The organism is Nocardia sp. NPDC006630 (assembly GCF_040611495.1).
GTDB lineage: Bacteria > Actinomycetota > Actinomycetes > Mycobacteriales > Mycobacteriaceae > Nocardia.
Genome location: NZ_JBEXOK010000002.1, coordinates 51,643 through 63,476, shown reverse-complemented (window position 1 = coordinate 63,476; position 11,834 = coordinate 51,643). Strand labels below are relative to the sequence as shown.

Below are 11,834 nucleotides of genomic sequence, written 5' to 3'. Positions count from 1 at the left end.
TCATGCGCATGGAGCAGATGTACCAGGAAGTGATCCTGGACCACTACAAGCACCCGCACCACCGGGGGCTCCGCGAGCCGTTCGGTGCGCAGGTGCATCACGTCAACCCGACCTGCGGTGACGAGATCACCCTGCGGGTCCAGGTGGACGACAAGGGCGATGTCGCCGACGTGTCCTATGACGGCCAGGGCTGCTCGATCAGCCAGGCCTCCACGTCGGTGCTCGCCGACCAGGTCATCGGCCTGCCGGTGCAGCAGGCGCTGAAGGTGGTCGACTCGTTCAACGAGATGATCTCCAGCCGCGGCACCCTCGAAGGTGATGAGGACATGATCGGCGACGGCATTGCCTTCTCCGGCGTGTCCAAGTACCCGGCGCGCGTCAAATGCGCGCTGCTGGGCTGGATGGCGTTCAAGGACGCGGTGGTGCAGATTGCCTCCGCCGAGGAGACCAAGCTGCCGATGTCGAACGGGGAGAAGAAGAACGATGAGTGAGACCACTGAATCGCAGACTGCCGTAACTCCGGCGGCCGAGGCCGCCGCGTCGGAGACCGCTGTGGCCGAGAACGCCGCACCGCAGGTCGAGCTGACCGAGGAAGAGGTCAAATTCCTCGAGGACCTCGAAGAGGCCATGCGCGATGTGGTCGACCCCGAGCTCGGCATCAATGTCGTCGATCTGGGCCTGGTCTACGGCATGACGGTCACCGACGGCATCTGCAAGATGGATATGACGCTGACCTCGCCGGCCTGCCCGCTCACCGACGTGATCGAGGATCAGTCGCGCAATGCCCTGGTCCGCAGTGGCCTGGTCGACGACCTGCAGATCAATTGGGTCTGGATGCCGCCGTGGGGCCCCGACAAGATCACCGATGACGGCCGCGAGCAGCTGCGCGCCCTCGGCTTCACCGTATAGCTCTCCCGCGTAGCGGATACCCCGCGTCGCGTCACTGTCGCCCCTGCTGGAAACAGCAGGGGCGACAGTCGTTTTCGGCCTACAGAGTGCTGCTCGAGCGCGCCGCCAGCCACTCCGGAAACTCAGACGCGATAATGCGCTCATCGTGCACGTCCTCGGCCGCCTCCGAGGCGAGCCAGGCGATCGGCGGCCCCATGATCGACGGATCCAGCAGTCGCGCACGCACTTCGGAAGGGGCGTCCGCGGGCACCATGCCGGTCGCCGTCGCCCCGCCGGGCAGCAGCATATTCACCCGCACCGGAGTCTCCGCCAATTCGGCCGCCATGATCCGCGACAGCGCCTCGATCCCCGCACCGGCCGGCCCGTAGGGCACGAATCCGACCCGTGTCATGGTGGAGGTGCTCATCGAGATATTCACGATCCGCCCCGACCCGGCCGCCAGCATGACCGGCGCAAAGGCCCGCGCCACCAGAAACACCCCCGTGAGCTTCGTTTCGATCACATCGCGGAACCCGTCCGGTGGCACCTCCCAGAACGGCAGCGACTGTTCCAGAAATCTGGGATTCACTGTGCGCATGCCGATTCCGGCATTGTTCACAAGCAGATCGATCCCCCCGAACTGCTCGTGCACCGCCCCGACAAGCCGCGCCACCGACTCCTGATCCCGGACATCCGACGCGATCCCGACCGCCCCCGCCCCCAGCTCCCGAGCCGCCTCCTCCGCCCGCTCCCGACTCCGGCTGGTCACCACCACCTGCGCCCCACCCCGAACCAGCGCGGCCGCCATAGCCCGCCCGAGCCCGCCGGTAGCGCCCGTGACCACCGCCCGAGTGCCTTCCAATGACTGCGAATTGCTCATACCCACGACGCTAATCTCTAGAGCATGCTCGAAGTCAAGCCGCAGCCCGCGTCGCCGGCTGCCATCCCCGACGAAGGCCTGAGCATTGCCGAGGCCGCACGCCGCACCGGCATCAGTGCCCACGCCCTGCGCTACTACGAACGTGCGGGCCTGGTCGTGACCGCGGTCGACCGCAGCTCCGGCGGCCAGCGCCGCTACCGCCAACTCGATCTGAATTGGATCACCGTCTGCACCCGATTGCGCGCCACCGGTATGCCCATCAAGACCATCCGCCGCTACGCCGAGCTCGTCGCCGCGGGCCGCGGCAATGAGCTGGCGCGCCTGGCCCTCATGGAGGCCCACCGTGCCCAGGTGGCCGCCAAAATCGCTGAGCTGCAAGACAATCTCGGACTCATCGACCGCAAGATCGATGTCTACCGCGGCCGCGTAGCCGCCGGTGACGCCGACCAGCTGTGGGTGCCGAGGGCCTAGCCGGTCTGTGGCCTCGGGCAGCTGACGAGCGGCCGGTGCCGGGCGGTGGTAGAACTGCTTGGTTCGTGCGCGGCCCGCGCCGAGGAAGGGGTCGCCCGGTGGTGCTGTCGATTATCAAGGCGCTCAATGCGACTGTTGCGTTCGCGCTGGAACTGGCGACCCTGGTGGCCGTCGGGTACTGGCCGTTCACCTGGCAGCAGTCCACTGCGGTCCGGGCGTTCGCCGGGTTGGGGCTGGCGGCTGTGATGGCCAGTGTGTGGGGGACATTCGGGTCGCCTGGGAGTTCGCTCAGCGGGGTGGGGCGGATCGTGTTCGAGGTGTGCTGGTTCGGGGTCGGGATTGCCGCGGTCTATGTGATGCGGCGGCGCAGGCTGGCGCTGGGGTTCGCGGTGGTGTTTGTCGTGAATGCCGTACTGGCGAGGGTTTTGCATCAGATCGATTGAGCGGTGGATCGATTCGTCGTGGCCGGTCCGGCTGCTAGGGTTTGCCCGTTCATGCCGGAAGGGGAGTCGTGTCCTACATCGTGAGCCCGTATGCCGTTGACCTGGAAGGGATCCGGTTGGTCGGTTCTTATAGCCAGGAGTTCTCCGATCATGTGGTGCGGTCCTCGCCGCGGCATGTGCTGGATCGGCTGGATGAGGCCGAGGAGCTCGGGCTGACGCCGCGGGATGTGATGCGGCAGCTGTTGCTGGGGGAGGCCATGCACGAGGACTTCGGGCCTACCTACGGGCATGCGCTGGAGGTGCTGTGCCACCACGCCGGCACGCTGCTCAACAATGCGCACTGGGCGGGGATGCGGTTCCGGTACTTCTCGATGGTGGAGGAGGCGCTGGCGGAGCTCGGGGTGGACTTCGATCCGGCGGGACTGGTGCTCGGCGGAGCGCCGATCGAGCTGCCGCCGATCGATGATTTTCCGAGCATCGGGTTTGTCGAGAGTCACCGGATCGGCGCCATGGCAGACACTTTGGCCGAGGTCGAACTGGAGCGGCTCACCGATGACGCCATTCGCGGATCGGTGGCGGAACTGCGGGATTGGGCGCGCACCTGCCAGGCCGAGGGTCTCGGCCTGGTGTGCTTCTACTACTGAACCGGCCGGGTACTACTGAATTGGGCGGGCCTCAGGGTCTCTTGGTCCAGAACAGCCGGTCGAGATTCTTGCGGCGATCATCGGCCCAGTCCCAGATGTAATCGGCGATGCGCAGCGGATTGTCGAGGGTGGTGGTGAGCATATGACCCCCCTCGCGATACTCCAGCAGGTAGTCGTCGGTGCCCTGGCGGAAGGTCTGGATGAAGGTGTCCGGATCATCCGGTTCCTGGACGATCAGGAACGGGGTCGGGGCCAAATCCTGCAATTGCGGTATCCACGTGTGCAATTGGCGCTTGGTCAGTACATCGAAGTACCGGGTACCGCCGACATTCACCCGGAACTCGCGCATCTCGGGGCTCTCCAGCGACCGATCCCGCGGATCGTAGAGCGCGAATTCGGTTCCGGCGATGAGCTCTTCGATCCACAGCAGCACTCGCCAGGCCGCATGCTCGGGCACCGACACCCGCACGCACTCGCCCACGGCGGCCAGCGTGATCCGGCCGTTCCACACCGGAATCTCGGTGTTCCAGCGCCATAGCCCGGCCAGAATCGGCCCCAGGCTCACGGCCGGTATGCCGTCACTGGACGCCACATAGGCCTCGACCGCATCGGCCGAAGCGACGGAATCAGCCGGTAGTACGACGAATTCGCAACTCACCCGGACCAACCTAATCTACGAGGCCGACACGATGGGCCGGAGCCGGTCACGCCGGGGTAAGCGCGGGCCGACACCGTACGATGCCCGGGTGACCGGATACGACGACTACGACGGGTTCGCCCACCTCGACACCTCGACCCTGGCTCCGCGCCAGCAGCAGATTCTGTGCGCCATCCGCGATTGGGTGCAGCAGCACGGGTATTCGCCCAGCACTCGCGAGATCGGTGACGCGGTCGGCTTGAAGTCAGGTTCGTCGGTATCCAAACATTTGAAGGCGCTCGAGGACCGCGGTTTCCTCGCACGCGGTGAATCGGTCACCCGCCCGATGGATGTGCGCCTGTTCCTGCGCGCCGGCGACCGGCAGCAGCAGAACGGCGATTCGGTCTCGGTGCCGGTGGTCGGCGATATTGCCGCGGGTACGCCGATCCTGGCCGAACAGCACACCGATGATGTGCTCTCGCTGCCCCGGGAATTGGTGGGCCGCGGCACCGTATTCGGACTCCGGGTCCGCGGTGACTCCATGATCGACGCCGCCATCTGCGACGGCGATATCGTGGTGATCCGCCAGGAGGCCGAAGCGCACTCCGGTGAGATCGTCGCCGCCATGATCGACGGCGAGGCCACCGTCAAGGTCTATCGCCGCCGTAACGGTCACGTGTATCTCGAACCGCGCAACCCCGCGTACGACGTCATCGACGGTGACAAGGCCGTGGTTCTGGGCAAAGTTGTTTCGGTAATGCGCCGCGTCTGAATTGGACTTTGGGGTTTGGCTCGACGATGATTCGATCCGTTATATCAATTCATCCCGGGGAGTATCGAATGTCGTTGCTGCGCAAGGCTGGAATCGGCCTCGCCATCACCTCGATGGCCGCGATGGGCGCCGTTGCCGCCGGTCCCGCCAATGCGGTGGGAACCGATGGCGGGTTCACGGCCGCCTCCGGTGATCTCTACGGCGCCCTGGCGCTGTCGCGAAGCACCGGAAATGTCGCTTATGCGGTCAACTATGGCAACTGGGACGGCGCCGACGGCGCCGCCGTCAACAAATGCGGTGGTGGTGACTGCCAGGTCGTGGTCCACTTCGCCAATGCCTGCGGCGCTGTCTCGCAGGGCGCGGACTCCCGCTTCGGCTGGGCGTGGGCCGCCACCAAGGGTGATGCCGAGACCGCCGCGGTGAACGCACTGGGCACCAGCGCCCCCGCGTTCCCGGATACGGGCTCGGGTTCGCCGCGTGCGGCGAAGGTGGTCCTGTCGGCGTGCACCGACAACGCTCACTGAGCACTCGCTACAAGCGCTGATCGCACCAGTGCCCACGAGCGCTGATCGCACAGTGCCCATGAGCGCTGATCGCACAGTGCGCCGTGCCGGATTCGTCCGGTGCGGCGCACTTTTGTTTGCTCGGCCCCATTCCCCAGCAAACCACCCATCGCGCCGGAGATGATTTCGAGGTGGACGACATCACCTACGAGGACACCCGGTTCGCGCTGCACGCGGCGGCGGAACTGCTCATCGCGGGCCCGCAGTACCGGCGGTTCGGCAGTATCAGAATGCGAATCGTGCTGGGTGGTTTCACCGGTATGAAATGGCCGGTATCGGTGACCGGCACCGATCTGGTGTGGCCGCAGGGCCGGATCCGTTTGCACGGCAGCTACAGTGACCTCGCGCTCGCCGCCGGTTTCGAGGCCGCCGGGCCGCCCGAGGGCCTCTACAGCGAGGGCACCGGCATGGATCCGGAAGAGCCCTTCACCGTCGACAATGCGGCCGCGGTTTCCGTACATGATTGGTTCGCGGTGGGGGACACCGCATTACGGCGTTTCGCCACCGAGCAGCCGGTGCTGTGGCCCGAGCACTTCGACCTGTCGGTGGCGATCGACGAGGTGAATTACGGTGTCTCGCCGGGGGATTGGCAGAACCCCCAGCCGTACGCCTATGTGGGACCGTGGACGCGCCGCCGTGGTGATTTCTGGAATGCCCCGTTCGGGGCCAAACGCTCCCGGTCCGAGGTCTCCACCGTGGAAAGTCTGCTCGAATTCTTCCGGGAGGGCCGGGTGCGCGCAGCGGCCGACGCCTGATGCCCGCCGACGCCTGATGTCCACCGATGCCTGGTGCCGGCCCGCGGATCTCCACCGGGCCGCCACAGTGGCCGGAATCAGTAGTCGATGCGGTCGGCCTTGGCCAGCCACGCGTCGAACGGCGCGGTGCGGTTCGGCAGATCCAGCTGCTCGACCCGGGTGGGCCACATCGACTTCGGCTTGGTTTCGAACAGGTCGTAGAAGACGCGGTCGTCGAATCCGGCCACCGCGGCATCGTGCCGATCGGCGGCGTAGACGATCCGGTCGATGCGCGCCCACAGCGCGGAGGACAGGCACATCGGGCAGGGCTCACACGAGGTGATCAGGACGCAGCCCTTGAGCGTGAAGGTGTCCAGCTGTTTGCAGGCGGCCCGCATGGCGCTCACCTCGGCATGCGCCATGGGGTCCAGGGTCGCGGTGACCTGGTTGTGCCCGATCGCGACGACCTCGCCATCCTTGGCGACCAGTGCGCCGAACGGACCGCCGCCCTCCGTCACGCTGGTGGTGGCCAACCTGATCGCCTCGTTCATCCAGGCGCGCTCTAGTTCCTGGACGTTCGTTTCTTGGATGTGCGCGGTCACGGTCACTCCTTTTTCGAAATACGGTGGGGATTACCCGGATGAAGTACATCGCACCCGGGCGGAGTCAGCTAGGGGTGGAAGACATGAAGACCTCCGCAGGCTGAGACCGGCTTTTCGTAGACTTTGCCAAGGGGGCGGCCGGAGTTTTTTCCGCCGTCCGATCCTGTTCGAAGGTGCGCAGCAGGTCCGCCGCGACGCTCACCGCGATCGTGGCCGGTTCTTTTCCGGTGATTCCGGTAATGCCGATCGGGGTCTTGATCCGATCGATGGCGGCGGCGCCGAGCCCGCCCTCGCCGGCCAGGCGCTGCCGGAACCGCGCCCATTTGGCGGACGAGCCGATCAATCCGATCGAGCCGAGATCGGTATTGCGCACGGCCGCATCACACAGCGCGGCGTCCTCGGCGTGATCGTGGGTCATGATCAGGACGTGGGTGCCGGGCGGTAACTCGGCGAGCACCTCCTCCGGAAGCAGCGGCGTGTGATGGATGTGGATCTGTGCCAGGCCATCCGAGAGCACGCCGAGGCGTTCGTCGGTGAGGACGTCGGGGCGGGTATCGATCAGGTGCAGATCGAGATTGTGGCGGGACAGGATTCGGGCCAGCTCCAGCCCGACGTGCCCGACACCGAAGATCGCCACCACGGGGCCCACCGGCAGCGGTTCCAGCAGTACGGTGACCGCTCCGCCGCAGCACTGCACGCCGTGCCGGTTGGTGACCTTGTCATTGAGGGCGAATTCCATCAGTTCCGGCTCCGGATCTCGAGTGCCCATCAGCTCGCGGGCCCGATCGATCGCGACGGCCTCGATATTGCCGCCGCCGATCGAACCCCACGTCTGCGTCTGTCCCACAACGAGTTTGGCGCCGGCCCGGCGCGGCGCGTGGCCGCGCACGGTCGCGACGGTTACCAGCGCGCCGGGCTCCCGGCGGGCTCGCAACTGCCCGACCGCGGCCACCCAGCCCATGTCAGACACGGCTCAAAACGCTTGCGTCGGTGGGAATCCCAGTGCCGTTCCCAGTGTGGCCGTTGCCGTTGCCGTTGGTGTGTCCATTGCTGTGCACGTCGCTGGTCCGGGCTGCTTCGATCGCCCAGTAGACCGCCTCCGGAGTCGCCGGGCAGCCCAGATCCACACTGGTTCCGGCGGGCCCGAAGGCCGCGGCGGCTTGACGCAACGCTTCGCGCACCGAGAACGCCAGCATGAGCGGCGGTTCGCCGACCGCCTTGGAGCCGTAGACCGCGCCCTCCTCGGTGGCGTTCTGCATCAGCGTGACATTGAATTCCTCGGGCATTTCCGAGAAGCTCGGCAGCTTGTAGGTGCTGGCCGCCTGGGTGAGGAACCGGCCGCGATTGGGTCCGTCGCTGGTGTCCCACCGCAGGTCTTCCAGTGTCAGCCAGCCCGCGCCCTGCACGAATCCGCCTTCGACCTGACCGATGTCGATCAGCGGCGAGAGGCTGTCGCCGACGTCGTGCACGATATCGACACGACGGATGCGGTAGGCCCCGGTGAAGCCGTCCACCTCGACCTCGGTGGCGGCGGCGCCGTAGGAGAAGTACTTGAACGGCGAGCCCTGGAAGACCTTCGCGTCCCAGTGCAGACCCTCGGTGCGGTAGTAACCGGAGGCCGAGAGCTGCACCCGCTGCATATACGCGGTGCGGACCAGGGTGTCCCAGTCCAGTTCCTTGTCACTGCCGAGGACACGAGCGACACCTTCGACAATGCGGACATCGGAGGCGTTGGTGCCCAGTTGGGTCGCGGCGACCTGAACGAGCCGATCGCGCAACTGCTCGCAGGCATTCTTGATCGCACCGCCGTTGAGGTCAGCTCCCGAACTGGCCGCGGTGGCAGAGGTGTTGGGCACCTTGTCCGTTCGCGTCGGGGCCAAGCGCACCTTGTGCAGCGGAATGCCGAGCGTGGTCGCGGCGACCTGCATCATCTTGGTGTGCAGGCCCTGTCCCATCTCGGTGCCGCCGTGGTTGATCAGGACCGAGCCGTCCTTGTAGATCAGCACCAGTGAGCCGCCCTGGTTGAAGGCGGTCAGGTTGAACGAGATGCCGAACTTGATATTGGTGATCGCCAAGGCGCGCTTGGTATTCGGATGCGCGGCATTGAAGGCCGCGATCTCGCGCTGCCGTTCGGTCCACTCGGCGCCGTCCTGCACCTCGTGCCAGATCTTGCCGATCCGATCGGTCTGGCCGACCGGCTGACCGTACGGCGTGGACTGACCGGGCTGGTAGAAGTTCCGCTCCCGCAGATCAGCCGGATCCAGACCCAGCAGCGGTGCGCACCGGCCCAGGATGTCCTCCATGACCAGCATGCCCTGCGGACCGCCGAAGCCGCGGAAAGCGGTGTTGGACACCGTATTCGACTGTGCGATACGACCGGCGACGCGTGCGTGCGGAATCCAGTACGTGTTGTCGATATGGCACAGCGCGCGGGCCAGCACCGGTTCGGACAGGTCCAGGCTCCAGCCGCCGTCGGCGGTCAGCGTGGCGTCCAGGGCCTGGATGCGGCCGTCGGCGTCGAACCCGATCTTCCAGGTGGAGTGGAAGCCGTGCCGCTTACCGGACATGGTCAGATCCTGAGTCCGGTTGAGCCGCAATCGAACCGGCCGGCCGGTGAGCTTGGCCCCGAGCGCCGCGATGGCCGCGAACCCGTGCGGCTGCATCTCCTTACCGCCGAACCCGCCGCCCATGCGCAGGCACTGCACGGTCACCTCGTGGCTGTGCAGACCGAGCACGTGCGCGACGATTTCCTGGGTCTCGGACGGGTGCTGGGTACTGCTCTGGATGAACATCTGGCCGCCCTCGTCGACCTGGGCCAGCGCGCAGTGCGTCTCCAGATAGAAGTGCTCCTGGCCCTTGAACTCGAATTCGCCGCTGAAGACGTGCGCCGAATCGGCGAAGCCCTCGTCGATATCGCCGCGAATCATCAGGGGCCGCGCGCCGTGAAAGCTGTCGGCCTCGATCGCTTCCCGCACCGACACGATCGCGGGCAGTTCCTCGAGTTCCACCACGACCGCCGCCGCGCCCAGCCGGGCCGCTTCCAGCGTGTCGCCCAGCACCCAGGCCACCGCGTGACCGTGGAACATGACCTCGGTCGGGAACAGCGGCTCATCGTGCTTCATACCGGCGTCGTTCACGCCGGGCACATCATCGATGGTCAGCACCCGCACCACACCGGGCACCGCGAGCGCGGCCTCGGTGCGCAGGGCGGTGATCCGCCCGTGCGCCTTCATGACCTGCACCGGGAAGGCGTGCAGCACATCCTTGGTGCGGAACACCAGATCGTCGGTGTAGAGCGCGCTGCCCGTGACGTGCAGTGATGCGCTTTCATGCGGCATCGGCACGCCGACTACGGGCTTCTCGGGGCGTTCGGACAGGTTACTCATGACAGCACCGCCTCGGTGGTTTGCGCGTACAGCTTTTCCAGACTCCGGCCGAGCATTGCGGAGCGGTACGCGGCGCTGGCGCGGTGATCGCTCATCGGCGTGCCTTCGGACTTCAGGATCAGAGCGGCCGCCGCGACGGTCTCCGCCGACCACGGCTTGCCGATGAGCGCGGCCTCGGTGTCACGGGCGCGGATCGGGGTGGCGGCCACACCGCCCAGGCCGATGCGCACCGAGCGGACGATGCCGTCCTCGATATCCAGCGCGAAAGCGACTGCCACACTGGAGATATCGTCGAAGCGGCGCTTGGCGATCTTGTGGAAGACCGTCACCGGAGCCAGCGGCAGCGGGATGCGCACCGCGCGGATCAGTTCGTCCGCCCGGCGCACACTCTGCCGGTAGCCGGTGAAGTAGTCGGCCAATTCGATCTCCCGCTCGCCGTCGGCGGAGGCGAGCACCACCGACGCGCCGAGGGCGAGCAGCGCGGGCGGGCTGTCACCGATGGGGGAGCCGGTACCCAGATTGCCGCCGAAGGTGGCGTTATTGCGAATGAGCCGGGAGGCGAACTGCGGGAACAACTGTGCCAGCAGCGGCACGGTGCCGTCGAGGCGTCGTTCGATCTCGGTGAGCGGTACGGCGGCGCCGATGTCGATGTGATCGGATTCGACGCGCAGCTCCCGCAATTCCGGGAGTCGATCGATCGCGATCACGTAATCCGCGCGCCGGGCACGGATATTCACTTCCACGCCCCAGTCGGTGGAGCCGGCGACGAGCACCGTATCGGGGCGTTCACGCAGGAGCCGCACCGCGTCGGCCAGCGTCTCCGGACGGCGGAAGGTGCGATCGCCCAGGGTGTACTCGGTGGCCACCGGTGCGGGTGCGGGCTGTGCCCGGCGCTGCGCGAGCGGATCGTCGGCGCTCGGCTCGGCGAGGGCGAACGCCGCATCGCGGATCGGCCGGTAGCCGGTGCAGCGGCACAGGTTTCCGCTCAGCGAGTGCAGGTCGAAGCCATTGGGGCCGTGTTCGTGGTCGGCCTCGTGGGCATCGGCATCGGCATCGGTCGCGGGTGCGCAGCGGCCGGAACGGTAGTACTCGGAGGCCATGCTGCAGACGAATCCCGGTGTGCAGTAACCGCATTGCGAGCCACCGCGAATAGCCATCTCCCGCTGCACCGGGTGCAGTTCGGTCGGTACCCCCGTGGCATCGAGCGTGCCGAGTCCTTCGGCGGTGACGATCTCCTGGCCGTCGAGGGAGGCGACGGGGACCAGGCAGGCATTGACCGCCACCCAGTCGGTGGGCTGATTGATACCCGGGCGAGCCACCATGATCGAACAGGCGCCGCATTCACCCTCGGCGCAGCCTTCCTTGCTCCCGGTGAAACCACGGTCGCGAAGAAAATCCAGGACCGTTGTGTGGGGAGCCGCCGGGGAAATCGGGGTGACCTCCCCATTGACGGTGATTCGCGCCGCTACCATGGCACATCCTCATTTCGGTGCGCGGTCGATCTGATAATCCTAGTCGCCATTTCAGTAGCTTTCTATTTCGTCGGCGCGGCCCGGAGAACCCGAGCGCAAATCAGCACGTAAAGAGGTGCGCAGGCGGTGACAGAGATCGGAATGTGCCGGGGCCGCAATCGGGCACACCGGGAAGGGGCTGCTCAGCAGCCGTGCGCTACCCGGCCCGGAATCCAGGCGGTGCGGTGAGCGAGGCGACGCAGGTCGGAGAGGCTCGGCATACGACTTCGTCTCCTTCCGGCAGCTCACGAGTCGTTTCACTCGAAACTACGTCGGTGCGGGACCATCGGTCAAGCTGACGTG

The 11,834-nt window shown here is 66.5% G+C and carries 14 protein-coding genes; 8 read left to right on the top strand and 6 right to left on the bottom strand.

All coding sequences use genetic code 11. The features are described from left to right. Nucleotides 1-2 precede the first annotated feature (2 nt). The gene (sufU, locus tag ABZX86_RS04550; protein WP_355120014.1) at nucleotides 3-491 is read left to right on the top strand and encodes a Fe-S cluster assembly sulfur transfer protein SufU; all 489 of its coding nucleotides are present in this window, start codon (nucleotides 3-5) and stop codon (nucleotides 489-491) included. Beyond that, nucleotides 484-909 carry a metal-sulfur cluster assembly factor gene (locus tag ABZX86_RS04545; protein WP_355120012.1) on the top strand — a complete coding sequence of 142 codons (426 nt, stop codon included), beginning with the start codon at nucleotides 484-486 and terminating at the stop codon, nucleotides 907-909. The genes sufU and ABZX86_RS04545 overlap by 8 nt, the downstream gene beginning before the upstream one ends. A 79-nt stretch (nucleotides 910-988) precedes the next feature. Here the strand turns inward: ABZX86_RS04545 and ABZX86_RS04540 are convergent, their stop codons facing one another. Beyond that, nucleotides 989-1,768: an SDR family oxidoreductase gene (locus tag ABZX86_RS04540; protein ID WP_355120011.1), complete on the bottom strand. Its 780-nt coding sequence runs from the start codon at nucleotides 1,766-1,768 to the stop codon at nucleotides 989-991. 24 nt (nucleotides 1,769-1,792) lie between these two features. On the opposite strand from ABZX86_RS04540, the gene ABZX86_RS04535 reads away from it, so the two are divergent. The 3 genes from ABZX86_RS04535 to ABZX86_RS04525 all read left to right on the top strand — a co-directional run bounded on the left by ABZX86_RS04535 (nucleotide 1,793) and on the right by ABZX86_RS04525 (nucleotide 3,326). Next, nucleotides 1,793-2,239 (top strand): MerR family transcriptional regulator, encoded by a 447-nt coding sequence (locus tag ABZX86_RS04535; RefSeq protein WP_355120009.1) that lies wholly within the window; start codon nucleotides 1,793-1,795, stop codon nucleotides 2,237-2,239. Nucleotides 2,240-2,337: 98 nt separating this feature from the next. Next, nucleotides 2,338-2,682, top strand: coding sequence for a YrdB family protein (locus ABZX86_RS04530; RefSeq protein ID WP_355120007.1), 345 nt, complete (start codon nucleotides 2,338-2,340; stop codon nucleotides 2,680-2,682). A 68-nt stretch (nucleotides 2,683-2,750) separates the two neighbouring features. After that, nucleotides 2,751-3,326 carry a hypothetical protein gene (locus tag ABZX86_RS04525; protein WP_355120005.1) on the top strand — a complete coding sequence of 192 codons (576 nt, stop codon included), beginning with the start codon at nucleotides 2,751-2,753 and terminating at the stop codon, nucleotides 3,324-3,326. 31 nt (nucleotides 3,327-3,357) lie between these two features. On the opposite strand, the gene ABZX86_RS04520 is transcribed toward ABZX86_RS04525, so the two are convergent. Further along, nucleotides 3,358-3,984: a hypothetical protein gene (locus ABZX86_RS04520; RefSeq protein ID WP_355120003.1), complete on the bottom strand. Its 627-nt coding sequence runs from the start codon at nucleotides 3,982-3,984 to the stop codon at nucleotides 3,358-3,360. An 88-nt stretch (nucleotides 3,985-4,072) separates the two neighbouring features. On the opposite strand from ABZX86_RS04520, the gene lexA reads away from it, so the two are divergent. The 3 genes from lexA to ABZX86_RS04505 all read left to right on the top strand — a co-directional run bounded on the left by lexA (nucleotide 4,073) and on the right by ABZX86_RS04505 (nucleotide 6,053). Beyond that, complete coding sequence (gene lexA, locus ABZX86_RS04515; protein ID WP_355120001.1) at nucleotides 4,073-4,735, top strand: transcriptional repressor LexA; 663 nt, start codon at nucleotides 4,073-4,075, stop codon at nucleotides 4,733-4,735. A gap of 68 nt (nucleotides 4,736-4,803) precedes the next feature. Continuing rightward, on the top strand, nucleotides 4,804-5,259 hold the full coding sequence (locus ABZX86_RS04510; protein WP_327145822.1) for a DUF4189 domain-containing protein: 456 nt from the start codon (nucleotides 4,804-4,806) through the stop codon (nucleotides 5,257-5,259). Between the two features lie 170 nt (nucleotides 5,260-5,429). After that, entirely contained in the window at nucleotides 5,430-6,053 is a 624-nt protein-coding gene (locus ABZX86_RS04505; protein WP_355119998.1) for a hypothetical protein, read from the top strand. Nucleotides 6,054-6,130: 77 nt separating this feature from the next. Here the strand turns inward: ABZX86_RS04505 and ABZX86_RS04500 are convergent, their stop codons facing one another. From ABZX86_RS04500 to ABZX86_RS04485, 4 genes are all read right to left on the bottom strand, one after another. Beyond that, a complete protein-coding gene (locus ABZX86_RS04500; RefSeq protein ID WP_355119996.1) occupies nucleotides 6,131-6,634 on the bottom strand; it encodes a nucleoside deaminase in 504 nt (167 codons plus the stop codon). Between the two features lie 64 nt (nucleotides 6,635-6,698). After that, complete coding sequence (gene xdhC, locus ABZX86_RS04495) at nucleotides 6,699-7,595, bottom strand: xanthine dehydrogenase accessory protein XdhC (RefSeq protein ID WP_355121250.1); 897 nt, start codon at nucleotides 7,593-7,595, stop codon at nucleotides 6,699-6,701. A 1-nt stretch (nucleotide 7,596) separates the two neighbouring features. Beyond that, nucleotides 7,597-10,020 (bottom strand): xanthine dehydrogenase molybdopterin binding subunit, encoded by a 2,424-nt coding sequence (gene xdhB, locus ABZX86_RS04490; RefSeq protein ID WP_355119994.1) that lies wholly within the window; start codon nucleotides 10,018-10,020, stop codon nucleotides 7,597-7,599. Further along, nucleotides 10,017-11,492: an FAD binding domain-containing protein gene (locus ABZX86_RS04485; protein WP_355119993.1), complete on the bottom strand. Its 1,476-nt coding sequence runs from the start codon at nucleotides 11,490-11,492 to the stop codon at nucleotides 10,017-10,019. Before ABZX86_RS04485 ends, xdhB begins: the two co-directional genes overlap by 4 nt. Nucleotides 11,493-11,834: the final 342 nt, after the last annotated feature.

Bases quoted from the DNA above. Each gene is read 5' to 3' on its own strand.
- sufU (WP_355120014.1), top strand. From the start codon at position 3: ATGCGCATGGAGCAGATGTACCAGGAAGTGATCCTGGACCACTACAAG.
- ABZX86_RS04545 (WP_355120012.1), top strand. From the start codon at position 484: ATGAGTGAGACCACTGAATCGCAGACTGCCGTAACTCCGGCGGCCGAG.
- ABZX86_RS04540 (WP_355120011.1), bottom strand. From the start codon at position 1,768: ATGAGCAATTCGCAGTCATTGGAAGGCACTCGGGCGGTGGTCACGGGC.
- ABZX86_RS04535 (WP_355120009.1), top strand. From the start codon at position 1,793: ATGCTCGAAGTCAAGCCGCAGCCCGCGTCGCCGGCTGCCATCCCCGAC.
- ABZX86_RS04510 (WP_327145822.1), top strand. From the start codon at position 4,804: ATGTCGTTGCTGCGCAAGGCTGGAATCGGCCTCGCCATCACCTCGATG.
- xdhC (WP_355121250.1), bottom strand. From the start codon at position 7,595: ATGGGCTGGGTGGCCGCGGTCGGGCAGTTGCGAGCCCGCCGGGAGCCC.
- xdhB (WP_355119994.1), bottom strand. From the start codon at position 10,020: ATGAGTAACCTGTCCGAACGCCCCGAGAAGCCCGTAGTCGGCGTGCCG.
- ABZX86_RS04485 (WP_355119993.1), bottom strand. From the start codon at position 11,492: ATGGTAGCGGCGCGAATCACCGTCAATGGGGAGGTCACCCCGATTTCC.